This is a genomic window from Streptomyces sp. NBC_01474 (assembly GCF_035918215.1).
GTDB lineage: Bacteria > Actinomycetota > Actinomycetes > Streptomycetales > Streptomycetaceae > Streptomyces > Streptomyces aureus.
This window is the reverse complement of record NZ_CP109449.1, coordinates 4,613,301-4,638,453: the sequence shown is the minus strand read 5'-3', so window position 1 is coordinate 4,638,453 and position 25,153 is coordinate 4,613,301. Positions and strand designations below refer to the sequence as shown.

At 70.2% G+C, this 25,153-nt stretch carries 26 protein-coding genes; 14 read left to right on the top strand and 12 right to left on the bottom strand.

The annotated features are described in order from the left end of the window. Positions 1 to 211: 211 nt before the first annotated feature. From OG758_RS21165 to OG758_RS21145, 5 genes are all read left to right on the top strand, one after another. Positions 212 to 1,468 (top strand): L,D-transpeptidase, encoded by a 1,257-nt coding sequence (locus tag OG758_RS21165; RefSeq protein ID WP_326711449.1) that lies wholly within the window; start codon positions 212 to 214, stop codon positions 1,466 to 1,468. Positions 1,469 to 1,608: 140 nt separating this feature from the next. Further along, positions 1,609 to 3,072, top strand: coding sequence for an ABC transporter permease (locus OG758_RS21160; protein ID WP_326711448.1), 1,464 nt, complete (start codon positions 1,609 to 1,611; stop codon positions 3,070 to 3,072). Positions 3,073 to 3,122: 50 nt separating this feature from the next. Continuing rightward, positions 3,123 to 3,809: an ABC transporter ATP-binding protein gene (locus tag OG758_RS21155; RefSeq protein ID WP_326711447.1), complete on the top strand. Its 687-nt coding sequence runs from the start codon at positions 3,123 to 3,125 to the stop codon at positions 3,807 to 3,809. Positions 3,810 to 3,959: 150 nt separating this feature from the next. Then, positions 3,960 to 7,262 carry a S8 family peptidase gene (locus OG758_RS21150; protein ID WP_326711446.1) on the top strand — a complete coding sequence of 1,101 codons (3,303 nt, stop codon included), beginning with the start codon at positions 3,960 to 3,962 and terminating at the stop codon, positions 7,260 to 7,262. 135 nt (positions 7,263 to 7,397) lie between these two features. Next, on the top strand, positions 7,398 to 8,168 hold the full coding sequence (locus tag OG758_RS21145; protein ID WP_326711445.1) for a group II truncated hemoglobin: 771 nt from the start codon (positions 7,398 to 7,400) through the stop codon (positions 8,166 to 8,168). A gap of 106 nt (positions 8,169 to 8,274) precedes the next feature. Here the strand turns inward: OG758_RS21145 and OG758_RS21140 are convergent, their stop codons facing one another. After that, a complete protein-coding gene (locus tag OG758_RS21140) occupies positions 8,275 to 9,207 on the bottom strand; it encodes a helix-turn-helix domain-containing protein (RefSeq protein ID WP_326711444.1) in 933 nt (310 codons plus the stop codon). A 148-nt stretch (positions 9,208 to 9,355) separates the two neighbouring features. Between OG758_RS21140 and OG758_RS21135 the strand changes: the two genes are divergently transcribed. From OG758_RS21135 to OG758_RS21115, 5 genes are all read left to right on the top strand, one after another. After that, a complete protein-coding gene (locus OG758_RS21135; protein WP_326715980.1) occupies positions 9,356 to 10,396 on the top strand; it encodes an NAD(P)-dependent alcohol dehydrogenase in 1,041 nt (346 codons plus the stop codon). Between the two features lie 124 nt (positions 10,397 to 10,520). Then, positions 10,521 to 10,877: a DUF1330 domain-containing protein gene (locus tag OG758_RS21130; protein WP_326711443.1), complete on the top strand. Its 357-nt coding sequence runs from the start codon at positions 10,521 to 10,523 to the stop codon at positions 10,875 to 10,877. Between the two features lie 75 nt (positions 10,878 to 10,952). Further along, complete coding sequence (locus OG758_RS21125) at positions 10,953 to 11,384, top strand: helix-turn-helix domain-containing protein (RefSeq protein ID WP_326711442.1); 432 nt, start codon at positions 10,953 to 10,955, stop codon at positions 11,382 to 11,384. 122 nt (positions 11,385 to 11,506) lie between these two features. Continuing rightward, on the top strand, positions 11,507 to 11,995 hold the full coding sequence (locus OG758_RS21120) for a hypothetical protein (protein ID WP_326711441.1): 489 nt from the start codon (positions 11,507 to 11,509) through the stop codon (positions 11,993 to 11,995). Between the two features lie 29 nt (positions 11,996 to 12,024). Next, positions 12,025 to 13,344, top strand: a complete 1,320-nt coding sequence (locus OG758_RS21115; RefSeq protein ID WP_326711440.1) for an RNA-guided endonuclease InsQ/TnpB family protein — start codon at positions 12,025 to 12,027, stop codon at positions 13,342 to 13,344. A 266-nt stretch (positions 13,345 to 13,610) separates the two neighbouring features. On the opposite strand, the gene OG758_RS21110 is transcribed toward OG758_RS21115, so the two are convergent. From OG758_RS21110 to OG758_RS21085, 6 genes are all read right to left on the bottom strand, one after another. Beyond that, positions 13,611 to 14,147: a hypothetical protein gene (locus OG758_RS21110; protein ID WP_326711439.1), complete on the bottom strand. Its 537-nt coding sequence runs from the start codon at positions 14,145 to 14,147 to the stop codon at positions 13,611 to 13,613. Continuing rightward, positions 14,125 to 15,414, bottom strand: coding sequence for a WXG100 family type VII secretion target (locus tag OG758_RS21105; protein WP_326711438.1), 1,290 nt, complete (start codon positions 15,412 to 15,414; stop codon positions 14,125 to 14,127). Before OG758_RS21105 ends, OG758_RS21110 begins: the two co-directional genes overlap by 23 nt. Further along, positions 15,414 to 15,713 carry a DUF6317 family protein gene (locus tag OG758_RS21100; RefSeq protein ID WP_326711437.1) on the bottom strand — a complete coding sequence of 100 codons (300 nt, stop codon included), beginning with the start codon at positions 15,711 to 15,713 and terminating at the stop codon, positions 15,414 to 15,416. The genes OG758_RS21105 and OG758_RS21100 overlap by 1 nt, the downstream gene beginning before the upstream one ends. Beyond that, positions 15,713 to 16,219 (bottom strand): SAV_915 family protein, encoded by a 507-nt coding sequence (locus OG758_RS21095; protein ID WP_326711436.1) that lies wholly within the window; start codon positions 16,217 to 16,219, stop codon positions 15,713 to 15,715. The genes OG758_RS21100 and OG758_RS21095 overlap by 1 nt, the downstream gene beginning before the upstream one ends. A 186-nt stretch (positions 16,220 to 16,405) precedes the next feature. Continuing rightward, the gene (locus tag OG758_RS21090; protein WP_326711435.1) at positions 16,406 to 16,540 is read right to left on the bottom strand and encodes a hypothetical protein; all 135 of its coding nucleotides are present in this window, start codon (positions 16,538 to 16,540) and stop codon (positions 16,406 to 16,408) included. Between the two features lie 68 nt (positions 16,541 to 16,608). Continuing rightward, positions 16,609 to 17,718: a hypothetical protein gene (locus OG758_RS21085; RefSeq protein WP_326711434.1), complete on the bottom strand. Its 1,110-nt coding sequence runs from the start codon at positions 17,716 to 17,718 to the stop codon at positions 16,609 to 16,611. 91 nt (positions 17,719 to 17,809) lie between these two features. On the opposite strand from OG758_RS21085, the gene OG758_RS21080 reads away from it, so the two are divergent. Next, a complete protein-coding gene (locus OG758_RS21080) occupies positions 17,810 to 18,982 on the top strand; it encodes a cystathionine gamma-synthase (RefSeq protein WP_326711433.1) in 1,173 nt (390 codons plus the stop codon). 33 nt (positions 18,983 to 19,015) lie between these two features. Here OG758_RS21080 and OG758_RS21075 read toward each other — a convergent pair whose 3' ends face one another. The 3 genes from OG758_RS21075 to OG758_RS21065 form a co-directional block, all read right to left on the bottom strand. After that, positions 19,016 to 19,267: a hypothetical protein gene (locus OG758_RS21075; RefSeq protein ID WP_326711432.1), complete on the bottom strand. Its 252-nt coding sequence runs from the start codon at positions 19,265 to 19,267 to the stop codon at positions 19,016 to 19,018. Then, on the bottom strand, positions 19,264 to 19,761 hold the full coding sequence (locus OG758_RS21070; RefSeq protein ID WP_326711431.1) for a sigma factor-like helix-turn-helix DNA-binding protein: 498 nt from the start codon (positions 19,759 to 19,761) through the stop codon (positions 19,264 to 19,266). Before OG758_RS21070 ends, OG758_RS21075 begins: the two co-directional genes overlap by 4 nt. Positions 19,762 to 19,862: 101 nt before the next feature. Next, positions 19,863 to 20,363, bottom strand: a complete 501-nt coding sequence (locus OG758_RS21065; RefSeq protein WP_116510573.1) for a MarR family winged helix-turn-helix transcriptional regulator — start codon at positions 20,361 to 20,363, stop codon at positions 19,863 to 19,865. A 167-nt stretch (positions 20,364 to 20,530) separates the two neighbouring features. Between OG758_RS21065 and ilvA the strand changes: the two genes are divergently transcribed. The 3 genes from ilvA (at position 20,531) to OG758_RS21050 (ending at position 23,799) form a co-directional block, all read left to right on the top strand. Beyond that, positions 20,531 to 21,760: a threonine ammonia-lyase gene (gene ilvA, locus OG758_RS21060; RefSeq protein ID WP_326711430.1), complete on the top strand. Its 1,230-nt coding sequence runs from the start codon at positions 20,531 to 20,533 to the stop codon at positions 21,758 to 21,760. 186 nt (positions 21,761 to 21,946) lie between these two features. Then, on the top strand, positions 21,947 to 22,960 hold the full coding sequence (locus OG758_RS21055) for an ATP-binding cassette domain-containing protein (protein ID WP_326711429.1): 1,014 nt from the start codon (positions 21,947 to 21,949) through the stop codon (positions 22,958 to 22,960). Next, entirely contained in the window at positions 22,957 to 23,799 is an 843-nt protein-coding gene (locus OG758_RS21050; RefSeq protein WP_326711428.1) for an ABC transporter permease, read from the top strand. Before OG758_RS21055 ends, OG758_RS21050 begins: the two co-directional genes overlap by 4 nt. Before the next feature lie 117 nt (positions 23,800 to 23,916). Here OG758_RS21050 and greA read toward each other — a convergent pair whose 3' ends face one another. Continuing rightward, positions 23,917 to 24,414: a transcription elongation factor GreA gene (gene greA / locus OG758_RS21045; RefSeq protein ID WP_266560737.1), complete on the bottom strand. Its 498-nt coding sequence runs from the start codon at positions 24,412 to 24,414 to the stop codon at positions 23,917 to 23,919. 198 nt (positions 24,415 to 24,612) lie between these two features. Further along, a complete protein-coding gene (locus OG758_RS21040; RefSeq protein WP_326711427.1) occupies positions 24,613 to 25,017 on the bottom strand; it encodes a DUF4307 domain-containing protein in 405 nt (134 codons plus the stop codon). Between the last annotated feature and the right edge of the window lie 136 nt (positions 25,018 to 25,153).

Sequence of the window (25,153 nt, the reverse complement as noted above, 5' to 3'; positions counted from 1 at the left end):
CAGGGGGTACCAGGAGGGTTCTGTTACCACGGGTGCATGCCTGGTCACGGCAGTCCCGACGTGTCATCCCCCACATCGGGGGCGAAATAGGAACGGGACGAACCGGTCATGGCGTTACATGGGCCATTGGGGATTCCCGCCTTGCGGGGAACGAGGCCTGCAGGGCCTTCGGGGTTGTTGGGGGAATTGTCGACGATGGAGGATGCGTGTGATGACGGACAGTAAGCGGCGCAAGGGCCTGATGGCCGCGTCCGCTCTGGTCGGAGGAGTGCTGGTGCTCTCCGCGTGCAGCGGAAGCGGCAGCCAGGCGAGCGGTGCCGACGGCGGCGGCAAGAATTCGCCGCAGGCCCAGGTCGACGAGGCCGCCGCCAAGAAGACGTCTGAGGCGCTGATCAAGATCGCGCCGAAGGACGGCTCCGACAACGCCGGAATCAACAACGCCGCCGCCGTCACCGTGAGCAAGGGTTCGCTCACGAACGTGAAGATGACGAGCGCCGAGGGCGCGGCGGTCCAGGGGCAGATATCCGCTGACAAGAAGAGCTGGAAGCCCGCCGGCCAGCTCCAGCGCGCCACCGTCTACAAGATCGCCGCCGAGGCCAAGGACTCCAGCGGCCGCGCGGCCCACGAGAACGCCTCGTTCACCACGGTCTCGCAGGCCAACAGCTTCATCGGCAACTTCACGCCCGAGGACGGCTCCACCGTCGGCGTCGGCATGCCGGTCTCGATCAACTTCGACAAGGCGATCACGAACAAGGCCGATGTCCAGAAGGGCATCACCGTCTCCTCCAGCAGCGGCCAGGAGGTCGTCGGCCACTGGTTCGGCAACCAGCGCCTCGACCTGCGCCCCCAGGACTACTGGACGGGCGGCTCCACGGTCACGCTGAAGCTGAACCTCGACGGCGTCGAGGGTGCGAACGGCGTCTACGGCGTGCAGCAGAAGACGGTCACCTTCAAGGTCGGCCGCAACCAGGTCTCGACCGTCGACGCGGAGACCAAGACCATGACGGTCACGCGGGACGGCAAGGTCGTCAAGACCATCCCGATCTCCGCCGGTTCGCCGGAGAACAAGACGTACCAGGGCCAGATGGTGATCTCCGAGAAGTTCAAGGAGACCCGCATGGACGGCTCGACGGTCGGCTTCAAGGGCACCGACGGCAAGGGCGAGTACGACATCAAGGACGTGCCGCACGCGATGCGTCTGTCGAACTCCGGCACCTTCATCCACGGCAACTACTGGGGCGCCAAGTCGATCTTCGGTGGCGCCAACACGAGCCACGGCTGCGTCGGCCTGGCCGACGCCAAGGGTGCCGACGACCCGAGCACCCCGGGCGCCTGGTTCTACGACAACTCCATGGTCGGTGACGTCGTCGTCGTGAAGAACACCGGCGACAAGACCATCCAGCCGGACAACGGTCTCAACGGCTGGAACCTGGACTGGGCGCAGTGGCAGGCCGGTTCGGCCGTCTGACGGACCTCGGCCCGACAGTCCACGCGGAAGGCCCGCACCCCGGCGACGGGGTGCGGGCCTTCGGGTGTTTCCGGAGAGTTCTCATCGGTCTCTTATCCAGGGCTTATCCGATCATCACGGTGTGTCCCTAGCTTCACGGCATGTTCTTCACCTACCTGAGGCGCGAACTGCGCCGCCGCAGAAAGGCGGCCCTCGTCGTCGCCTCCGGGCTCGCGCTCGGTATCGCGCTGGTCATCGTGGTCAACTCCGTGTCCTCCGGCATGAACCAGGCCCAGGACAAGGTCCTCCAGTCCCTGTACGGCCTCGGCACCGACATGACCGTCACCAAGGCGGCCGCTGCGCCCAAGAGCGGGGAGACCGGCCGGCCGCGGTTCGAGTTCGGCGCCAAGGACGACGGCGAGGAGCAGAGCAGCGACCGCGTCATGGTGCAGGGCTTCCAGACTCTCGCCTCGTCGACCGTCACCAAGGTCGCCGGCCAGAAGGGCGTCGCCGACTCCGTGGGCGGCCTCAGCCTCCAGGTGATGAAGGTCAACGGCCAGTTCAAGCGTGGCCAGTTCAAGCAGGACCAGAGCGGCGGCGCCACGCGCCAGGGCGGTCCGGGCGGCTCCGGCGGCCAGCCGCAGGGCCGGGTCGAGGGCGGCGGCGCCTCCTTCGACGTCAACTCCTACAGCGTGTACGGCACCGACGTGGCCAAGCAGGGCCTCGGCCCGCTCACCTCCTCCAAGGTCACCAAGGGCCGTACGTTCAAGACGTCCGAGACCGACGCCAAGGTGGCCGTCGCCGACGCGTCGTACGCCAAGGAGAAGAAGCTCGCCCTCGGCGACAGCGTCAAGATCAAGGGCGTCAAGTACAAGGTCATCGGCATCGCGACGCCGGACAGCGGTGACGCTGCCGCCAATCTGTACGTGCCGCTGAAGCAGGCGCAGACCCTCGCCGACGCCAAGAGCAAGATCACCACGGTCTATGTGAAGGCGACCGACTCGCAGCAGATCTCCGCGGTCAAGGCCACCATCCAGAAGAACATCTCCGGTACGACGGTGACCACTTCGGCCGACCTCGCCGACACCGTCTCCGGCTCCCTGTCCACCGCCTCCAATCTCGCCTCCAACGTCGGCAAGTGGCTCTCCATCGCCGTGCTCGTCGCCGCGTTCCTGGTCGCGGGCCTGCTCACCTCGTCGGCGGTCTCCCGCCGCGTACGGGAGTTCGGCACGCTCAAGGCGCTCGGCTGGAAGTCCGGACGCGTCACCCGCCAGGTCATCGGAGAAGCCGTTGTCAACGGGCTCGTCGGCGGCGCGCTCGGCATCGCAGTCGGCCTCGCGGGCGCCTACGCCGTCACCGCGATCAGCCCCACCCTCACTGCCCAGCTCGGCTCCGGCGCGGGCGGCGGCGCCAGGGGCATCGGCGGCGGCATGGGCATGGGCGGCCCCGGTGTGCGCCAGAGCGCCGGCAAGACCCTCGACATCGCCCTCAGCGCGCCCGTCAGCGCCACCACCATCACGCTCGCCGTCGGCCTCGCCGTCGCCGGAGGCCTGATCGCCGGCGCCTTCGGCGGCTGGCGCGCCTCCCGGCTGCGCCCGGCCGACGCCCTGCGCCGCGTCGAGTAGCCGCACCGCGCGGCCTCCCGAACATCTCTACGTACCGCAGGAGTTGCACCATGTATCAGCTGAGAGGCGTCACCAAGCAGTACCGGCGGGGCAAGTCCACCGTCGACGCGCTCGCCGGGGTGGACCTGACCATCGGCGACGGCGACCGGCTCGTCATCCAGGGCCCCACCGGCGGCGGCAAGTCCACCCTCCTCCAGATGCTCGGCGGGCTCGACCGGCCGACCGCGGGCAGTATCGAGCTCGACGGCGTCGACCTGGCGAAGCTCCCGGAGGCGCGGCTCACCAAGTTCCGCGCCGAGTCCATCGGGTTCGTGTTCCAGAGCTTCAACCTGATCCCGACGCTGAACGCCCAGGAGAACGTCGAGACGGCCCTCGTGCCGCTCGGTCTCAAGGCCGCCGACCGCCGCGAACGCGCCGCGCAGGCCCTGAACTCGGTCGGTCTCGGCGAGCGGCTCGGCCATCTGCCCTCGGAGATGTCCGGCGGCCAGCAGCAGCGCGTCGCCATCGCCCGCGCCCTCGTCAAGAACCCCAAGGTGCTGCTCGCCGACGAGCCCACCGGAAACCTCGACGAGTCCATGCGCGACGAGATCATGGACGTGCTCGAGACCATGTGGAAGGAGCACGGGCTGACCTTCATCATGGTCACCCACGACTCGTCGATCGCCCGCAGGGCTCCCCGGCTCGCCACCATCCGCAAGGGCCGGATCACCATCACCGAAAACTCAAAAGCTGTCTGATTCCGATCGTTTCAGTGCACAACCCGTGACCCCCCTGCATCATCTCTCTGCAGGGGGGCCGCTCGGTCTCCCGCCGGTGAACTACCGTCACCAGGGGGAAAGTTGCACAGACAGGTACGAATAACCTCAAAGAGACTGAGCGCCACGACTGTGGCCGCCGCGGCAGCCGTCGTCCTCACCGCGGGTCTGACCGCCCCGGCCGTGGCCGCCGCCCCTGAGGCGCAGTCCGGCGAGGCCGCGAAGGCCGCGCCCAAGCAGCACATCACGCTCATCACCGGCGACCGCGTCACCCTCGACGCGAAGGGGAAGCCGGTCGGCTACCAGCACGCCAAGGGCCGTGAGCACGTCCCCGCGCAGACGCGCACCGTCGGCGGCCACACCCTCGTGGTGCCGGCCGACGCGCAGCGCCTGGTCGCGAGCGGCAAGCTCGACCAGCGGCTCTTCGACGTCACCGAGCTCTCCAAGTCGGCCAACCGCAAGGCCCAGAAGCACGGCCTCAAGGTGATCGTCGGCTACCGGGGCGCCGCGACCGCCGCCCGCGCCGACGTGCGCGACGCGGGTGACACGACGGTCCGCAGGACCCTCAAGTCCCTGAACGCGGACGCCGTCACGACGCCCAAGCAGGACGCCACCCGCCTCTGGGACGCCGTTACGACCTCCCGGGGCTCCGCCGCCTCCGGCATCAGCCGCATCTGGCTCGACGGCGTGCGCAAGGCCAGCCTCGACAAGTCGGTCCCGCAGATCGGCGCCCCCAAGGCGTGGGCGGCCGGCTACGACGGCAAGGGCGTCAAGATCGCCGTCCTGGACACGGGCGTCGACGCGACCCACCCCGACCTCAAGGGCCAGGTCGTCGGCGAGAAGAACTTCTCCACCTCCGCCGACGCGGTGGACCGTTTCGGCCACGGCACGCACGTCGCGTCCATCGCCGCCGGTACGGGAGCCAAGTCGGGCGGCAAGTACAAGGGCGTAGCCCCCGGGGCCAAGCTGCTCAACGGCAAGGTCCTCAGCGACGACGGCTACGGCGACGACTCCGGCATCATCGCCGGCATGGAGTGGGCGGCCGACCAGGGCGCCGACGTCGTCAACCTCAGCCTCGGCGGCGGCGACACCCCCGAGATCGACCCGCTCGAGGCCGAGGTCAACAAGCTGTCCGCCGAGAAGGGCATCCTGTTCGCCATCGCCGCGGGCAACGAGGGCGAGTTCGGCGACTCGACCGTCGGCTCCCCGGGCAGCGCGGACGCCGCCCTGACCGTCGGCGCGGTCGACGGCAACGACAAGCTGGCCGACTTCTCCAGCCGCGGCCCGCGCATCGGCGACGGCGCCGTCAAGCCGGACGTCACCGCCCCCGGCGTCGACATCACGGCCGCGGCCGCACCGGGCAGCGTCATCGACAAGGAGGTCGGCGAGAACCCCGCCGGCTACCTCACGATCTCCGGTACGTCGATGGCGACCCCGCACGTCGCCGGCGCCGCGGCGATCCTCAAGCAGGAGCACCCGGACTGGAAGTCCGCCGAGCTCAAGGGCGTCCTCACCGGCTCCACCAAGGGCGGCAAGTACACGCCGTTCGAGCAGGGTTCGGGCCGCATCCAGGTCGACAAGGCCATCACGCAGACCGTGTTCGCCGAGCCCGTCTCGGTGAGCTTCGGCGTCGCCCAGTGGCCGCACACCGACGATGCCGCGATCACCAAGAAGGTGACGTACAGGAACACCGGTGACAAGGACGTCACCCTCGACCTGACGGCCACCGGCACCAACCCGAAGGGTCAGGCCGCCCCGGCCGGCTTCTTCGAGCTCGGTGCGACGAAGGTGACCGTCCCCGCGGGCGGCACCGCCTCCGTGGACCTGACCGCGAACACGAAGCTCGGCGGGACGGTCGACGGCGCGTACTCCGCGTACGTCGTGGCGACGGGCGGCGGCCAGTCCGTGCGCACCGCGGCCGCCGTGCAGCGCGAGGTCGAGTCGTACGACGTGACGCTCAAGCACATCGGGCGCGACGGCAAGGACGCCCAGGGCTACGAGACCTCCCTGGCCGGCATCGGTACCGACGCGTACTTCAACGCCTACGACCCGAACTCGGGCACCGTCAAGGTCCGTGTCCCCAAGGGCAGTTACATCCTGAACGAGTACCTGGTGGCCGACCCCGAGGACTTCTCCAAGGGCGCCGACTGGCTGGTGCAGCCGAAGCTGGACGTCACCAGGAACACGACGGTCACGCTCGACGCCCGCACCACCAAGCCCGTCGACGTCACCGTCCCGGACGCCGCTGCCAAGGGCATCCTGGCCGCGCCCGAGTTCACGCTCGACACCGCCGACTCCTCGTCCGGCTACGGCTGGATCCTGGACTCGTACACCAACTTCCGCACCGCCGGCCTCGGCCCGGAGCCGACCGGTGTCAAGCTCCAGCAGCAGTGGACCGGTGTGTGGACGAAGGGCACCGACACCGAGTACGACACCGTCGCCGGCGGCACCGTCAAGAAGCTCGCCACCGGCTACACCAAGCACTACAAGGCGAGCGACCTGGCCACGGTCAAGGTCGGCCTCGGCGGGGCGGCCAAGGACAAGACCGGCTCGGTCAGCGCGATCGGCATGTTGCCCGTGAGCTCCGGCGGCTGGTCCGTCGCCGTCGACCAGAAGCTCCCCGGCACCCGCACCCTGCACCTGTCCACCGCCGACAAGGCGAAGTGGGGCCTGGACTTCTCGCAGAACGGTCCCGAGGACAGTGACGGCTTCCCGACGGAGGAGACCTCCTACACGCTGGGCACACCCCAGTCGTTCCAGGGCGGCAAGGCGTACGAGAAGACGTTCAACACCGGCGTCTTCGGCCCCCGCATCGGCGGTGACTACGGCGTCTACCGCGACGGCAACGAGATCTACGGCAACCTGCCGATGTACGCCGACGGCAAGACCCACGCCGGCTACTCGCAGTACCTCTCGGTGAAGACCACCCTCTACAAGGGCAGCACCAAGGTCGGCGAGAACGACGACCCGCTGGTCGGCGAGAAGCCCTTCAAGGTCACCTCCGGCGACGCCGAGTACAAGCTGTCGACGTCCATCAAGCGCAGCGTCAAGATCGCCGCGGCCTCCACCCGCGTCGACGCCAGCTGGACGTTCCGCTCGAAGAAGCCGGCCTCGTCGGCAGAGGCGGCCAGGCTGCCGCTGTCCACGGCGCGCTTCAATGCGGCCGTCGGCCTCGACAGCACCGCCCCCGCCGGCAAGACCCAGTCGGTCCCGGTCACCGTCCAGGGCGCGGCCGCGGGCAGCAACCTCAAGTCGCTGGCCGTGTACGTCTCCTACGACTACGGCCAGACGTGGAAGAAGCTGGACGTCAAGAACGGCAAGGTCACGGTGAAGAACCCGGCCAAGGGCAACGCCGTCTCCTTCCACGCCAAGATCGCCGACAAGAAGGGCAACAAGTCGACGATCTCGGTCTACAACGCGTACTACGGCAAGTAGCCGCGACGCGCGGCGTAGGCGCGCTACGCCCGCCGGCGTAGTGACGGGCATGGCCCGTTACGCCCAGCGCTGACAGCCCGGGTGGCCCGTCCCGACCTCATGGCCGGGGCGGGCCACCCGTGTTTTGCTGAGGCCATGACGACGCAGACAGTCGAGTACATCCGCTACCGGATTCCCGGGGACCGGTCCGCCGAGTTCCTCGCGGCCTACACGCGCGCCGCCGCCCGGCTCGCCGCGGCGCCCCAGTGCGTCGACTACGAACTGGCGCGCTGCGAGGAGGACTTCGAGCACTTCATCCTGCGCATCACCTGGACCTCGACCGAGGACCACATCGAGGGCTTCCGCAAGTCCGACCTCTTCCAGGACTTCCTCGCCGAGATCAGGCCGTACGTCGGGAACATCGACGAGATGCGCCACTACAAGCCCACATCGGTACGCGGCACCGGCGCCTCCGTGCCGAGCCTGTACGACTGGGCAGGCGGCGCCGACGCCTTCGCGCGGCTCACCGACGTCTTCTACGCCAAGGTTCTCAAGGACGAGCTCCTCGGCCCCCTGTTCGCCGACCTCCCGCCCGAGCACGCCGGGCACGTCGCCCTGTGGATCGGCGAGGTCTTCGGTGGCCCCGCCACCTACTCCGAACGGCAGGGCGGCCACAGCCACATGGTCGCCAAGCACGTCGGCAAGCACATCACGGAGCCGCAGCGCCGCCGCTGGGTCAATCTGATGCACGACGCCGCGGACGAGGCGGGCCTCCCTGCCGACGCCGAGTTCCGTTCGGCGTTCAGCGCCTACATCGAGTGGGGCACCCGGCTCGCCGTCTACTTCTCGGGCCCCGACGCGGACCGGCCCGCCGAACAGCCCGTACCGCTGTGGAACTGGGGGGCGGCGCCGCCCTACCAGCCGTAGAGCGGCCTTTCGTCATCGGTCGGGTGCGTCTTCCGCCGCCGGTCGCGCGGGGCTGTCGTCACGGGTCCGGGTGGGGCAGTCGTCACCGGTCCGGGTGGAGCTGTCGTCACCGGTCCGGGTGGGCCCGGAGGTTCTCGCCCAGGCCCGCCCGGACCGCGTCCGTGCCCCAGCTCGCGAGGAGACGCAGCGCCTCGGCCGACGGGGAGCCCGGCTCCGCGTGGTAGACCACGAGATGCTGCTCCTCGTCGTCGGGCAGGGCCATGGTCTCGTAACTCAGGCTCAGCTCACCCACCAGCGGATGCCGCAGCCGCTTCACGCCGTGGCCCTTCTCCTTGACGTCGTGCGTCGCCCACAGCCGCCTGAACTCCTCGCTCTTGACGGAGAGTTCACCGACCAGCGCCGACAGCTCCGGGTCGTCCGGGTGGCAGCCCGCGTACAGCCGCAGATAGCTGACCATGTCGGACGCCTTCGCATCCCACTCCACGAACAGGTCGCGGTAGGCCGGGGCGAGGAACACCATCCGCGCCCAGTTCCGCTCCCGCGGCGGCAGCTCGCTCCAGTCGCCGAAGACCGCCGCGGCCATCCGGTTCCAGGCGAGCACCTCGGAGCGCCGGCCGGACACGTACGCGGGCACGCCCTCCAGGCTGTCGAGCAGGTGCCGCAGCGCCCCGCGCACCTGCTGCTGCTCCCGCGAGGCCCGCTTCTTCTTGTGCTGCTTCGGCTTCGCGAGATGCGTCAGATGCGCGTGCTCCGCGTCCGTGAGCCGCAGGGCACGCGCGATCGCGTCGAGCACCTCCGCCGACACGTTCCGCCCGTTCCCCTGCTCCAGGCGCGTGTAGTACGCCACCGACACGCCGGCCAGCTGCGCCAGCTCCTCGCGGCGCAGGCCCGGCACGCGCCGGTGCCTGCCGAAGTCCGGCAGCCCCACGTCCTGCGGCTTCAGCCGGGCCCGCCGGGTGCGCAGGAACTCGCTCAGCTCGGCACGCCGGTCCAGCGGCTCGCCGGCGGCCGGGGCGGCGCGGGTCCCGTCATCGTCCATGCCTCCAGTATCGCCGGGCCGCCACAGTCGTACGAAGGTGTTCCTGACCCCGCCAGTAGTAGGACCAGTGGGCGTACGCAAAGCGGGGCAAGGCCCTGAGCCCGGAGGATGCCTCCGGCTGGGGCAGGCTGTACACATGACCGCACAGATCACCACCGTCAGCGCCTACGCCGCACCCTCCGCAAAGGCTCCGCTGGAGCGCACCACCATTCCGCGCCGCCCGGTGGGCGAGTCCGACGTCCTGATCGACATCAAGTTCGCCGGCATCTGCCACTCCGACATCCACCAGGCCCGCGACGGCTGGGGCGAGGGCATCTTCCCGATGGTCCCCGGCCACGAGATCGCCGGCATCGTCACCGAGGTGGGCCCCGGCGTCACCAAGTTCGCCGTCGGCGACCGTGTCGGCGTCGGCTGCATGGTCGACTCCTGCCGCGAGTGCGACAACTGCAAGGCGGGCCTGGAGCAGTACTGCGCCAAGGGCAACGTCGGCACGTACAACGCCCTCGACAAGAACGGCGAGCCCACCTACGGCGGCTACTCCACCCACATCGTCGTCGACGAGAACTACACCGTCGGCATCCCCGAGGGCCTAGCCCTCGACGAGGCCGCGCCGCTGCTGTGCGCGGGCATCACCACGTACTCCCCGCTCAAGCACTGGAACGCGGGCCCCGGCAAGAAGGTCGCCGTCCTCGGCATGGGCGGCCTCGGCCACATGGGCGTCAAGGTCGCGCACGCGCTCGGCGCCGAGGTGACCGTCCTGTCGCAGTCCCTGCGCAAGCAGGAGGACGGCCTCAAGCTGGGCGCCGACCACTACTACGCGACCAGCGACCCGAAGACCTTCGAGGAGCTGGCCGGCACCTTCGACATCATCCTGTCGACCGTCTCGGCCCCGCTCGACTTCGGCGCGTTCCTCTCGCTCCTGAAGACGGACGGCGCCCTGGTGAACGTGGGCGCCCCCGAGGAGCCCATCTCCCTCAACCTGTTCTCCGTGATCGCGGGCCGCAAGTCCCTCTCGGGCTCGGGCATCGGCGGCATCCAGGAGACCCAGGAGATGCTCGACTTCTGCGCCGAGCACGGCCTCGGCGCCGAGATCGAGCTGATCGAGGCGAGCCAGATCAACGAGGCGTACGAGCGCGTGCTCGCGAGCGACGTGCGGTACCGCTTCGTGATCGACACGGCGACGATCTGACCCTCGCCGTTGCCCGACGCATCACCCAGGGCATCACCCGGGGCATTACCTGAGGCGTAATCGACGGTCCGTCCGTCCCCCGGCAGGATCGAGTCATCGAACCGATCCTGCCGGGGAGGACCTCATGACCGCCTACGCCATCGCCGCCCTCCGCAACACCACCGTGCCGAACGAAGAGGTCTTCGACTACATGGAGCGCATCCAGTCGACCCTCGACCCGTTCGGCGGCCGCTTCCTTGTGCACGGCGCCCAGCTGGAGGACATCGAGGGGGCGTGGCCGGGGGGCGTCGTCGTCATCTCGTTCCCTGACAAGGCCGCGGCCCACGGCTGGTACGACTCCGACGCCTACCAGGAGCTCATCCCGCTGCGGACACGGAACCTGGACGGCGAGGTGATCTTCGTGGAGGGGGTTCCGGAGGGGTACGACCCGTCGAGCACGGCCGCGCGGATGCGGGCCGAGGCGGGGCGGGGGCGCGTGTGACGGGTGCTATGCCCACCGTTATGCCGGGGGCAGAACGGTGGGCCGCACCGCGTGGGCCGCTCCTACGCTGAACCCGTGAGCAGCCACGCGTCGAACCACGCCCGCGTCATCCCTCTGCGCCCGGACCTGCGCCCGGATCTGCGCCCGGACCTGCGCCCGGAGTGGCGTCCCGCCCCGGCGGAGCCTGCCGGGCCCCCGTCCAAGGAACCGCTCTGGCGCGACATCGTGGGGGACGTCCTGCGCCGTGAACGCCTCGCCCAGGAGCGCACGCTGAAGGACGTCGCCGACGCCGCCCGAATCTCCCTGCCGTACCTCTCCGAGATCGAGCGCGGCCTCAAGGAGGCGTCGTCGGAGGTCCTGGCGGCCGCCGCCCACGCCCTGGGCCTCGGCCTCGCCGACGTCCTGACCCTCGGTCGGTCCGAGCTGCTCCGCCTCGCCACTCCGGCCTCACGGCCTGCCGTCCGCCGGGCGCCCGCGCGCCAGGGCGAGGTACGCCTCGCGGCGTGAGGACACCGTCCCGGACGCCGTGAGCACAGCCCGTTGTCAGTGGTCGCACCTACGCTGCGAGAGCGGCTGTGTGACGGCTGCCGGATGTCAGGGCTCATGACTTCGGGCGGGACGGGGGCGCGATGCTGATTGCGGTCATGGAGGCCGCCGGGGGAATCATGGCGGCGGCCGTCGGCGCGGTCATCGCGGCGTGGGCGACGCTGCGGGCACGGCGGAAGCAGGACGGGGCGATCAGCTTCGTCGACGTCACGGTGAAGGACGCGGAGTCGCTGCTCGCGGAGCCGGACGCGGACGCGGACGCGCGTGTTCTGGGCGAACTGGTCCCGGAGCGCCCGGTCCTGGACATCGCCGTCTACAACGAGGGCGACCTGGACGGCATCGTGCGACGCGTGCAGGTGGACGTGCGGGGCCTGCTCCACGTCCCCCCGATCGAGCCGCCGTTCGTCCTCGTCCTCCCCGGGGTGACGATCACCGCACCCCTGCCGGCGCAGCAGCGAAGAACGGGCCCGAGCGCGGCGTATGCCGTCAACTTCCCTCTCAGAGAAGGGAGTTATCGCCAATCCGTCAGTCAGCTGATCCCTGCTATCGGGGTTCGGTTTCCATCACGGTGACATTGACCAACTGCAGTATGGTGATCACCGTGGGTGAACTCGGTTTGGAGAAGCGGCAGTTCGGGCACGGTGCCCGACTGGCACTGTCGGCTGCCGAGAATCTCCTCACCGACGAGCAGGCGCACGCCGCCCGCGCGATGTGGAACTGCCTGCACGCGTGGTGGCAGATGATGCCGAAGGACAAGCGGACTCTGGCGAACGCGGACGCCGCGATACGCCAGGCCCGCAAAGAGATCGATTTCCTCGCCGTCCTTCCTGCGCAGGCCGCGCAAGCGGTGCTCAAGACGTACTTCCAAGCCTGGAAGAACTTCTGGGACGGCCGCGTTGACGCTCCGAACTTCAAGGGCCGGTTCCGGTCCGTGATGAGCGTGGACATCCCGCAGGGCCGTGACCTCCAGATCAAGCGGGTACACCGCCGCTGGGGCATGGCCAACATCCCCAAGGTCGGCCGTGTCCGCTTTAGCTGGACCAAAGACCTCCCGGTGGGCAACAAGGCGAACGCCGACAACCGGATCACCGGGGCACGGCTGGTCAAGGACCACCTGGGATGGCACATCGCCTTCCGTGTAAAGAGCTTCGAAGCCAGGCCCGCATCCCACCAGGGGGCGCAGGTTGGAATTGACGCCGGGGTGAACCTGCCACTCGCCCTCTCGGACGGCAACCACCAGGACCACGGGCGTGCGCCTCGCCTCCCGGATGGCAGCGCCGACCGTGACAAGTGGCTGAACACCGAGGAAAAGGGCAAGCTCCTGCGCCTTGAGCGCCGGGCCGTCCAGCGCAAGACACACTGCAAGCCTGGCGAGCGCACCAGCCGCCGCCTGCACCACACCTATGACCAGATCCGAGGGTTGCGCGCAAAAGCCACGCGACGACACCAGGACTGGCAGCACAAGACGACCACCACCCTCGCCCAGAAGTACGGCGTCATGGTGGTCGAAGCACTCACCATCACGAACATGGTCAAGTCCGCTCGGGGCACCATCGCCGAGCCGGGGACAGGCGTCGCCCAGAAAGCCGGACTCAACCGCTCCATTCTCCAAGAGGCGTGGGGCAGGACGGTCACGATGCTGACGTACAAGGCCGGCCGGTACGGCGGCACCCTGCACAAGGTGCCCGCCCCGAACACCTCGCGACGCTGTTCCGCCTGCGGCTTCATCACGCCCGGCAGCCGGGAGGACCAGGCCACGTTCGTATGCAAGAACCCGGACTGCGGATGGTCGGGCAACGCTGACCACAACGCGGCCCGGAACATCTTGCACCTGTACCGGATGGGCCACGCGCTCATTCCGGCTGCCGGGAGGGCAGTCGTCAGGCGTGACAAGCGCGTCAAGCCCGCCACCGCAAGGTAGACGGGAATCTCCTTCCTAAGCTTGCGAAGGGAGGAGAGCACTTCAAGAGAACAAGCTCAAGGTCCTCCTTATCGTGGCGCTCGGCGCATGCCTGACGTGCGCCGCGGACCACACCGGATACGGACCTGGCTGACCGAGCTTGAGCGCGCCACCGAGGAGATCGAGCCCCTGCGCCACCCCCGACCTCGCACACCCGCCGACACGCTTGCTGAAACGTCCGCCGACATGCCCGCCGAGTCGCGTGCCGATGCGGCGATCCCGCCCGCCTACCCCTGCATCGCCCGCCGGGCGCCGACCTCGGTCGGATACTCGCGCACGGTGAGCGCGGCGACGCTCCAGCCCACGCAGAACGCGGCGAACGCCGGCATGACGGGAGCCGCGATCACCACGAGGCCGCGGCCGAGGACGGCCAGACCGGTGGAGCGCCGGACGGAAGCACGCCGCGCGGCACGCGTCCGCCCGGGACTGGGCGGGTCCAGCAGGTCCCTGCGGTGCGCCCGCCGCTGCACGATCCAACCCCAGACGGCGCCCACACACGCCGCGACGGCCTGCGCCACGTCCCACACGGTGCGCACGCCCGACGGCAGCGCCTCACGGAACCCCGAGTAGAGGCTCAGCGAGACGAAACAGAAGAACGCCAGCACGACCAGCCACAGCACACCGGTCCCGGTACGCCGCATCCAGTACCGCGCCCCGCGCTCGTACCAACTGGTCCCGAGCCCGGGCAGCACCGGAATCCGTTCACCGCCCGGCACGGGCGAGGCCCCCGCGGCGGGAACCTCAGAAGATGCTCTTGATGCCACCCCAGACATCCTTCCCAAGTCGCTTGAAGTCGTCCCCGGTCTGGGAGAGGACATGACCGCTGCCGTGCAGTACACCGCCCACCACGCCGTCCTTGTGGATGTCCTCGCTCCAGTGCTCGTGGAAGGCGTGATCGATGACACCGGTCGCGCCGATCACGACCGCGCCGCCGACCCCGGCCACCACGGCCACGGGGACGTCGAAGGGTGCGGCGGCCACCAGGCCCGCGGTGATGGCCGTACCGGCGACGAGGCCGCCGACGTTGGCACCGCCGTCCACGGCTATCGAGTGCTGCCAGGACCAGCCCTTGTCGTGGTCGTCCGACGCCTCCAGCAGACCACACGTGCCCGCGGCGGCGACATCCAGGACCGGGATCTCCTTGAGGAAGTCCGGGAGCTTCTCCACTCCCTCGCCGGCGCGCAGCGCATCCGCGGCATCGGCCAGCTTCACGTTCAGGGCGCGGTCGTAGGGCAGCGCGGTGCTGCCGTGATCGGCGCGGGCGATGTCCTGCTCCAGCGACTCGACGTCCGCGACGGCGTCGCGATAGGCGCCCTTGGCGGGGAGGTCGTCGGGCAGCCGGCGGCCCTGCTGCTGGAACGTCTTCCGTTCCTTGCGGAGTGCCTTCTTGGCGGCGTTCTCCTCGGACTTGGCGTCGTCGATCCTCGCCCGGGCCTCCTTGCCGCCGGCCCGCGCGTCCTCTGCGTCGTAGGCGTACAGGCCGCGCAGATAGTCGGCGAGGGTGACCTTGTCGCCGGGGGAGACCTTGGCGGTGGCCTGGGCGTACAGGCCGCGCAGCCGGTCGGCGGCGACGAGGCGCGCGTGCTGGGCGGTGTGCAGGACTTCCTTGCGTACGGTGTCGTACTCCGTGGCCGCGGAGATCGTCCTCTGGTCGTCGGCGCTCGGCGGATCGGCGGTGACGAACGCCTGCGGAACGCCCTTGTCGCCCATGGGAACGCCCTTGCGCGTGGCGATGTGCTCGGCGTTCTTCAGTGCGGTGTCACAGGCGGAGAGCGCGTCGACGAGCGTGCCGAGGATGTCCCCGGCGTCGTGCACGAGGCCCGCGAAGGCGCCCGCGGTCAGGGCGTCCTCGCTCCAGGCGGCACGGAAGCTCTCCGCCGCCTCGCCCTTCCAGCCCGCGTCGTCCACCAGCGAGTCCACGGCGCCGCCGAGCGGATGGACGACGCCTTCGAGCGCCTTCTTGGCGTTCCGGTACGTCTCGGCCATCGTGCGCAGCCCGCCGATGTCACCGCCGACCCAGCTGTCGGCCATCAGCCCTCGCCCGCCATCAGGTCCTCGAACAGGCCGTGTACGTCGATGTCGTGCCGCCGCAGCGAGTCGCGGGCGGCGGTGACCTTGTCGCCGTGGTCGTCGAGCCGGTCGGCGAAGCCGGTGTGCAGGGCGACGATGAGGTCGGCGACCTCCTTGACGGCGTGATCGAGCCCGGCGTCGCCCCCGCCGGCCGGCGGCGGGGCGACCTGGGGGTGCAGCTCCCGATAGTGGCCGGCCTCGCGGTGGAAGGTGCCGGCCATGGAGGTGAGGTCGCTCATGACCACCTTGAGATCGGCCATCAGGACACCTCCCGGGCGTAGGCGGCCAGGTCGGCCGGCTGCCAGTTGTGGTGCCCCGGGGCCACCTCGGGGTCGAGGCGGACGCGGGCGCCGTGCTCGCGCATGCCCTCGGCCAGCGGGCCGATCGAGGCGGCGATCCACGGCTGGGCCGGGCCGAGCGCGGACACCAGCTTCTCCAGGGTGGTGAACGCGAGGGCCACGCTTCCGTCCGAGGGGTGCGCGAACAGCTCGTAGGCGATGAAGGGCACGCGGGCGGGGCGGCCGTCCGCGTCCGCGATGTCGGCGTAGCGGGGATGGGCCGGTACGTACACGGCCGTGTGGTAGGCGGGAACACCGGGCTTCGGGCCCGCCCCGTCATCGTGTGCGAGCGCCCCCGCGTCGACGCCGCCCACGTAGTCGAGGAGCCGCGAACGCCCATGCGCCGGACCCGTGTCGGCCCCTGCGGGAGGTTCCGCTTCGGCGTGCTCGACGTAGTCGAGCAGCCGCGAACGTATCGGCACCTCCACCGCTGTCTCCCCTTCGCCGCGGACGCTTTCGTTCCGTCACACTAGCCAGCGAAGGAAAGAGCAAATCCTGCTATGTCACCCGCCATCGGGGCCACATGCCGAACACATACGACGCCTTGGCCACGACCTGGCCACCCTTTGACCACCCGATGACCGGGACGGCGACGCAGGAGGGAGCGGGTGCCGTCATGTGACGATCACGCCGGGGACCAGAGCGGCCAGACCTGAGATGAAGCTGCCCACACCGGCCAGTGTGACGATCGCCGCCTTGCCGTCCGAGAACCGATCGGCCGCCGGGTGACGTCTGCTCGTTCGCTGCATCGCCTGCTCGGCGCACCTCGCCGACGTACGGGAAGGGACCGGGACGCCGCCCCGCGCGCGGGGCAAGGTCAGTGGCGCAGCGTCGCCGGGCTCCCGCCGTTCGCCTCGTAGCCCGCGACCGCCAGCGCCCGGTACACCGCGTAGTCCGCGGCCGGGTCCGTGCCCGTCGTCCAGGGGAGCGCGCCGACATGGCCGTCGACGTGGAGCAGCTGCTCCATCGCCTCGGCCCAGCGCTCGCAGCGGACCAGGAAGAACACCAGGAGGTGGCGGACGTGGGAGAGCATCGGGTCGTCCGGGCGGGCGGCCTGGACGGCGAAGAGCGCGCCGTGGATCGACTTGGTGACGACCTCGCTCTGGTAGAAGCTGCGCACCAGATTGACCTCGGGCAGGTGCTCGTAGAGCGCGAAGAGGGGGAGCGCGGCGAGGAGCGAACCGCGCGGGGCGCGCGCGGCGGCGGCCTCGGCGAAGGCGAAGGCGAGCTCGCGCGAGCCGTGCCACTTCTCGCACCAGTACCGCAGGCCCGCGAGGTGGGCGCCCATGTGGCCCGGCGCCGTGTCGAGGATCTTGAGCCAGAGCTGCTCGAAGTCGTGCTGGGAGTAACCGAGGCCGCGGGCCACGGCGAGATGCGTGATGTGGGGGACCGGGTCCCCGGGGGCCAGGAGCGCCGCGTCCTCGCAGGCCGACCTGGCCTCCTCCAGGATGATCCGCCGCTCGTCGGCCTGGGCCTCACCGCCCGCGTTCCGCCAGGCCTGCTGGACCAGGAACTCCGCGAACACCTGTGCCCCGCCCGGGTCCTTGGGCTCCTGGGCACGCCACGCGTGGAGCCATCCGGCTCCGAGCCGCGGGGTCTGCGCCAGCTCCAGGGCGGCGGCGCCGGCGATCGCCTGCACGCGCTCCCAGCGCTGCTCGGTCTCCTTGCCCGTGCCGGCGAGGAGCTGCTTGGCGGCGGTGAAGTCCTGGTTGCGCTGGACCACCGACATCACGTTCAACAGGTCCTGGTCGGGGCCGGGGAGCCGCACGTCCAGGTCCTCCTGGCGCATGAAGCCGTACTCCGCCGGGTCCGCGGCGTCCGGCGAACCGGGCGCGACCTGGCGTATCCCGCCGCGCCTGCGCAGCAGGTACGGGCCGAGCACCGCCCCCAACATGACCACTGCCATCAGGACCCAGAGAATTCCCATACGTACAAGCGAACCAGAAGGGTCGGACAATTGGCGAACCAGGCCCGGTAGGGCCGCCGCGCGGCCCGTGTGCGCACTACGCTCTGGCCGCATGAGCGACATGCACAACAGCCAGAACGCCCACGGCGGTCACGGGTTCGAGACCGTGGCCATTCACGCGGGCAACACGGCCGACCCCCTGACGGGCGCCGTGGTCCCCCCGATCTACCAGGTCTCCACGTACAAGCAGGACGGCGTGGGCGGGCTGCGCGGCGGCTACGAGTACAGCCGCAGCGCCAACCCGACCAGGACCGCCCTGGAGGAGAACCTCGCCGCCCTCGAAGGCGGCCGCCGCGGCCTCGCGTTCGCCTCCGGGCTCGCCGCCGAGGACTGCCTTCTCCGTACGCTCCTCAGCCCCGGCGATCATGTGGTCATCCCGAACGACGCGTACGGCGGCACGTTCCGGCTGTTCGCGAAGGTCGTCTCGCGGTGGGGCGTGGAGTGGTCGGTCGCCGACACCAGCGACCCGGCCTCCGTGCGCGCGGCGCTCACGCCGAAGACCAAGGTCATCTGGGTCGAGACGCCGTCCAACCCGCTGCTCGGGATCACCGACATCGCCGCCGTCGCGCAGGTCGCGCGGGAGGCGGGGGCGCGGCTCGTCGTCGACAACACCTTCGCGAGCCCGTACCTCCAGCAGCCGCTGGCCCTCGGCGCGGACGTCGTCGTGCACTCCCTGACCAAGTACATGGGCGGTCACTCGGACGTCGTCGGCGGCGCGCTGATCGTCGCCGACCCGGCGCTCGGCGACGAGCTGGCGTACCACCAGAACGCGATGGGCGCCGTCGCCGGGCCGATGGACGCCTGGCTCGTACTGCGCGGCATCAAGACGCTGCCCGTGCGCATGGACCGGCACAGCGAGAACGCGACCAAGGTCGCCGACATGCTGTCCCGGCACGCGCGCGTGACGCGTGTTCTCTACCCGGGCCTTCCGGAGCACCCCGGTCACGAGGTCGCGGCCAAGCAGATGAAGGCGTTCGGCGGCATGGTGTCGTTCCAGGTCGAGGGCGGCGAGGAGGCCGCCGTGGCGGTCTGCGACCGGGCGAAGCTGTTCACCCTGGGCGAGTCCCTGGGTGGTGTGGAGTCCCTGATCGAGCACCCGGGACGCATGACGCACGCCTCGGTCGCGGGCTCGGCGCTCGAAGTGCCCAGTGACCTCGTACGCCTCTCCGTGGGCATCGAGTCGGCCGACGACCTGCTCGCCGACCTGCAGCAGGCGCTCGGCTGATCCCGCGCAGGGCCTCCCGGAGGAGGCACGCGGTCACCAGCCAGTGAGGGGTGGAGTCGTCCCGGACGGCGGCTCCACCCAGGGCCTGGCCAGCAGGGCCCACACGAAGAACACGGTCATCGCCAGGCACAGCGCCAGCCACATCAGACGGCGCAGCACCCTCCTGCGGCGCAGGATCCGCCCGCCCCGGCGCACCGCCTCGGCGTGGATCTCGGGCGGCAGCGGTCCCTGGGCGGCCTCCAGGACCGCGCGGACCTCGCGTTCCCTGCGAGCCTGTGCGTTCATGACGGCACCTCTTCCAGGGCCGCCGCGTCCCCAAGGGGGGCGGCCGGGGCGGGCCCGCGCGGCGGGTGCAGGACGAGCGCCATGGCGCGCGCGTGGATGGCGTGCACGCGCTCCATGGGGAGCCCGAGCAGCGCGGCCACCTGCTCCTCACCGACCCCCTCGTACAGGCACAGCACCAGGATCAGCCGCTCCTGCGGGCCCAGGTGACGCAGCACGCCGCCGTACCCGCGGTGCTGGTGCCAGGCCGCGCGGGCGAAGCGCAGGGCGAGCTCCTTGCGGGCACGGTCATAGGGGTCCTCGCCGCGCAGCCGGTCCCAGGAGGCGTACGTCTGCGCGAGCGCCGACGTGAGCAGCTTCCGCGCGCGCGGGTTGTCGTCGGCCGGCTCCGTGGTGAGCAGCGTCGCGGCATGGAGCAGCCGCCCTGCCGCGCCCGCGACGAACGCCTCGAACTCCCGGGCCCGGCGGGCGTCCTGGAACGCGCGCCGTTCTCGCACCGCACCTCCAGCCGGGCCGCTCGGCGGCCGGTCGCCGGGACGGGCCCCGGCCGCATGCGACAGGGGCCCGGTCTCATATGAGGGCAGGTGCGGGCCCGGGGTCAAGAGCCGGGAGCGGCTTCCCCGGACGGGGCGGGCTGGCCCGTCTGCCGCGCGGACAGCGCGGTGTTGAAGCGCGTGAGGAGCGCACAGAACTGTTCGCGCTCCTGCGGGGTCCACTCCTGCGTCAACTCGGCCATCAGGGACCGCCTGGACGTGCGTACCTCGTCGAGCCGGGCGAGGCCGCGCGGCGAGAGCTGGAGGACGACCGCGCGCCCGTCCTCCGGGTGGGACGTCCGCTTGACGAGGCCCGTGTCGACGAGCGGCGCGACCTGACGTGTCACCGTCGACGAGTCGATGCCCATGCTCGCGGCGAGCGCCTTGACGCCCATCGGGCCTTCCTTGTCCAGGCGGTTGAGCAGCAGATACGCGGCTCGGTCCATCGAGTTGCGCACCTGCCCGACCCCGCCGAGCCGGGTCTGTTCGGCACGGCGGGCGAAGACGGCCACCTGGTGCTGCAGGGTTTCGAGGAGGCCGGTGTCGCCGGCGGTCGTCATGTCCATCGTTTCCGGTGGTGTGGGCATGGCCGGGGGCTCACTTCATGCGAGGGGTGGTGGGTTGGGGGACAGGGTACGCGGCCGGACGGCGGGCCGTACCGACGCTGCACAAACCAGTCTCGGACCGTGGTCACGCCAGGAGCCGTACGGCGTGAGCTGCGAGACTTGCCGTCATGAGCTACAGCACGGCTGACTCCTTGCCGACGGTGACCCTGGACGATGTGCGCGGCGCGCAGAAGATGCTCTCGGGGGTCGCTCGGATGACGGCGATGGAGGGCAGCCGGCACCTCTCGGGGCTGGTCGGGGCGCCGGTGCACCTCAAGTGCGAGAACCTCCAGCGGACCGGCTCCTTCAAGCTGCGCGGCGCGTACGTCAGGATCGCCGGCCTGCTTCCCGAGGAGCGCGCCGCGGGCGTGGTCGCCGCGAGTGCCGGAAACCATGCGCAGGGTGTAGCGCACGCGTCTTCTCTCCTCGGCGTACGCTCCACGGTCTTCATGCCGGTCGGCGCGCCCCTGCCGAAGGTCGCGGCGACCCGGGACTACGGCGCGGAGGTGCGGCTCCACGGGCAGGTCGTCGACGAGACGCTGGCGGCGGCGCAGGAGTACGCGCACGCGACGGGCGCCGTGTTCATCCACCCCTTCGACCACCCGGACATCATCGCCGGGCAGGGCACCGTCGGCCTCGAAATCCTGGAGCAGTGCCCCGAGGTGCGCACGATCGTCGTCGGCATCGGCGGCGGCGGGCTCGCCGCGGGCATCGCGGTGGCGGTCAAGGCGCTGCGTCCCGATGTGAAGGTGATCGGTGTGCAGGCGGCGGGCGCGGCGGCGTACCCGCCCTCGCTCGCGGCCGGGCGGCCGGTGTCGATCCCGCATCCGGCGACGATGGCCGACGGCATCAAGGTGGGACGCCCCGGTGACGTGCCGTTCCAGCTGGTCGAGGAGCTGGTCGACGAGGTCCGTACGGTCTCGGAGGACGAGCTGTCGAGCGCGCTGCTGCTCTGCCTGGAGCGGGCCAAGCTGGTCGTCGAACCGGCCGGGGCGAGCCCTGTCGCGGCGCTGCTGAGCGACCCGCACTCGTTCGAGGGCCCGGTCGTGGCGCTCCTGTCGGGCGGCAACGTCGACCCGCTCCTGATGCAGCGGATCCTGCGCCACGGCATGGCTGCCGCCGGGCGCTATCTGTCGCTGCGGCTGCGTCTGACGGACCGTCCCGGCGCCCTGGCCACGCTTCTCGGCGTGCTGTCCGTGGTCGACGCCAACGTCCTCGACGTGAGCCACGTGCGCACGGATCCCCGGCTCGGGCTCACGGAGGCCGAGGTCGAGCTGCACCTGGAGACGAAGGGCCCGGTGCACTGCGCCGAGGTCGGCGCTGCGCTGCGGGACGCGGGTTACCTCGTCATCGACTGACCGGCCGGCCGCGGAATCTCCGGCCCGCCGGCGGATTACGGAAAAGCGGTTGAGGAGACGCGATGTATCGCGATACCTTGTGGTCCACGTCACCATTCCGCCGGGCAGGCCCAGGCGGACATATCTAAGATTTTGCCGAGCAAGGCAACCGAAAAGGTCACCCACAACCCATGGGGGGGAAGCCATATGCCAGGCGCCATCTACGCCGAAGGTCTGGTGAAGACCTTCGGCGACGTCAGGGCTCTGGACGGCGTCGATCTCGATGTCCCGGAGGGCACGGTCCTCGGCCTGCTCGGTCCGAACGGGGCGGGGAAGACCACTGCCGTGCGCTGTCTGACGACGCTGCTCACGCCGGACAGCGGCAAGGCCGTCGTCGCGGGCATCGACGTTCTCAAGCATCCGAACGAGGTGCGGCGCTCGATCGGCCTCTCCGGTCAGTTCGCCGCGGTCGACGAGTATCTGACGGGTCGTGAGAACCTGCAGATGGTAGGCCAGTTGTACCAGATGAAGGCCAAGGAGGCGAAGGCGCGGGCGTCCGAGCTGCTCGAGCGGTTCAACCTCGCGGACGCCGCCGACCGGACCTCGAAGACGTACTCCGGAGGCATGCGCCGCCGGCTCGACCTCGCCGCCGCACTCGTCGTCTCGCCGCCCGTGATGTTCATGGACGAGCCCACGACGGGACTCGACCCGCGCAACAGGCTGCAGCTGTGGGAGGTCATCCAGGAGCTGGTCGCCGGCGGCACGACCCTGCTGCTGACCACCCAGTACCTCGAAGAGGCCGACCACCTGGCGCACGACATCTGCGTGATCGACCACGGCCGCGTCATCGCGCGCGGCACCTCCGACCAGCTCAAGGCCCAGACCGGCGGCGAGCGTGTCGAGCTCGTGGTGCACGAGCGGGAGCACATGACGCCCGCCGCCGAGATCCTCGCCGGGTTCGGCAAGGGCGAGACCACCGTCGAGCAGCACACCCGCAAGCTCACCGTCCCCGTCACCGGCGGCGCCAAGCTCCTCGCCGAGGTCATCAGGGAACTGGACACCCGCGGCATCGAGATCGACGACATCGGTCTGCGCCGGCCCACCCTCGACGACGTCTTCATCTCCCTGACGGGCCACGTGGCCGAGGAGAAGGAGGACGGGAACGGCTCGGGGGCCGGCGCCGCCAAGCAGTCCAAGCGCAAGAAGGAGGCCGACAAGTGAGCGCCGTCACCCAGCCCCTCGCCCCCCGCCCCGCGGGGGGCCCCGCGCAGTCCGTCCGGGACTCCCTCGTCGTCGCCAAGCGCAATCTGATCCGGATGACGCGGATCCCCGAGGTCGTCATCTTCGGGCTGATCCAGCCGATCATGTTCGTGGTGCTGTTCAGCTACGTGTTCGGCGGCTCGATGAACATCGGGGGCACCACCGACCCAGCGGTCTACCGCGAGTTCCTGATGGCCGGCATCTTCGCCCAGACCGTCACGTTCGCCACGGCGGGCGCCGGAGCGGGCATCGCCGACGACATGCACAAGGGCCTCATCGACCGCTTCAGATCGCTGCCGATGTCCCGCGGGGCCGTCCTCACCGGCCGCACCCTCGCGGACCTCGTGCAGACGGCGCTGACCCTGCTCGTCCTCGCGATCGTCGCGCTCCTGGTGGGCTGGCGCATCCACGAGGGCCTCCCGAAGGCCCTCGGCGCCTTCGGCCTGCTGCTCCTCCTCGGATACGCGTTCACGTGGATCGGCGCCCTCATCGGCCTGTCCGTACGCACCCCCGAGGCGGCCACGTCGGGCGGGCTGGTCTGGCTCTTCCCGGTGACGTTCATCTCGAACGCGTTCGTGGACTCCAGCCAGATGACGCCCTGGCTGCGCCACATCGCCGACTGGAACCCGTTCAGCGCCACGGTGCAGGCCTGCCGCGAGCTGTTCGGCAACCCTGGCGTCTCCGATTCCCCCGCCTGGCCCATGCAGCACGCCGTGTGGGCCTCGCTGATCTGGTCCGTCCTGATCGTCGTCGTCTTCCGGACGCTCTCGGTCCGCAAGTACCGCAACGCGACGGCCTGACAGTGAGGGACTGACGGCGACAGCCCGACCGCGACAGCCAGACCGATACGGCCCGGCACGCGAACATGCGAAGGCCCCCGGCGCAGCACGCGCCGGGGGCCTTCGCCATGTGTCGGATCAGCCGCTGTAGGGCTTCGCCTCGAGGATCTTCACCGAGGCGAGCTTGCCGTTCGGCAGCTCGTACTGGGCGTCCTCGCCGATCTTCTTTCCGTTCACGCCGGAGCCCAGCGGGGACTGCGGCGAGTACGTCTCGAAATCGGCGCTTGCGTACTCGCGCGAGGCGAGCAGGAACGTCATGGTGTCGTCCTCGTCGCCGTCGAAGGCGATCGTGACGACCATGCCGGGGGCGGCGACGCCGGCCGCGGCAGGCGCCTCTCCGACCTTGGCCTTCTCCAGGAGCTGGGTCAGCTGGCGGATGCGGAGCTCCTGCTTGCCCTGCTCCTCCTTGGCTGCGTGGTACCCGCCGTTCTCGCGCAGGTCGCCCTCCTCGCGTGCCGCCGCGATCTTCACGGTGATCTCGGCGCGCGCGGGACCAGACAGGTACTCCAGCTCGTCCTTGAGCTTGGTGTACGCCTCCTGCGTGAGCCAGGTGACGTCTTCGCTGGTCTGGGTCACAGGTGCTCCTCGTAGGTACTGGGAATACAAAGCATCGCCCTACCCAGAAGCATGTGCTCTCACGGGAGGGCGAAACCACGAGCCTAACAATTCAGGCGCCGAAGGGGGAGGACATATGCCATCAAGAATTCGTCACCGCAGGTCAGGCATCGAAACCCGGACGGTCGGCGATGCGGCCGCGGTGTGGCGGCCGTGCGGTCAGCCCGTGTGGCAGCCGAGCAGCTCCGCGCTGGTGCCGCGGGACGTGGTGCGCAGCGTCACGACCTTGTCGATCCTGCTGTCGCGCTGGTCGAAGCGGAAGTCCGCGCGGCCCACCTCGGCGCCGTCGGCGGACAGCGACCGGATGGTGCAGTAACCCTTCGCGTCGGTGTCCTTACGGACCTCGAGGTGCGCCTTGACCGCCTTGTCGGAGGCCTTGAAGGTGATGACCTCGGCGCTGATCTTCGTACCGAAGACGTAGTGGTAGCCGAACCAGCCGATCAGGACGACGAGCAGGGCGCCGAGCACGGCGCCGACGATCTTCAGGGTGCGGTCCGCGCGTTCGTCGGCGGATCGGGAACGGCCGTAGCGGCCGTCGGGGAGCTGCTCACTCACCGCACTCATGATCGATCCTCTCGCGCGGGGCGGTCGAGGACCGGCCCCGGACAGACTGCCGGAATTTTCCGCCCCCCGGTTCGGTCACTATAGAAGCCGCCCATTGCGCTGTATGACCGAGGGCGCCTTATTCACCGAGTCATTC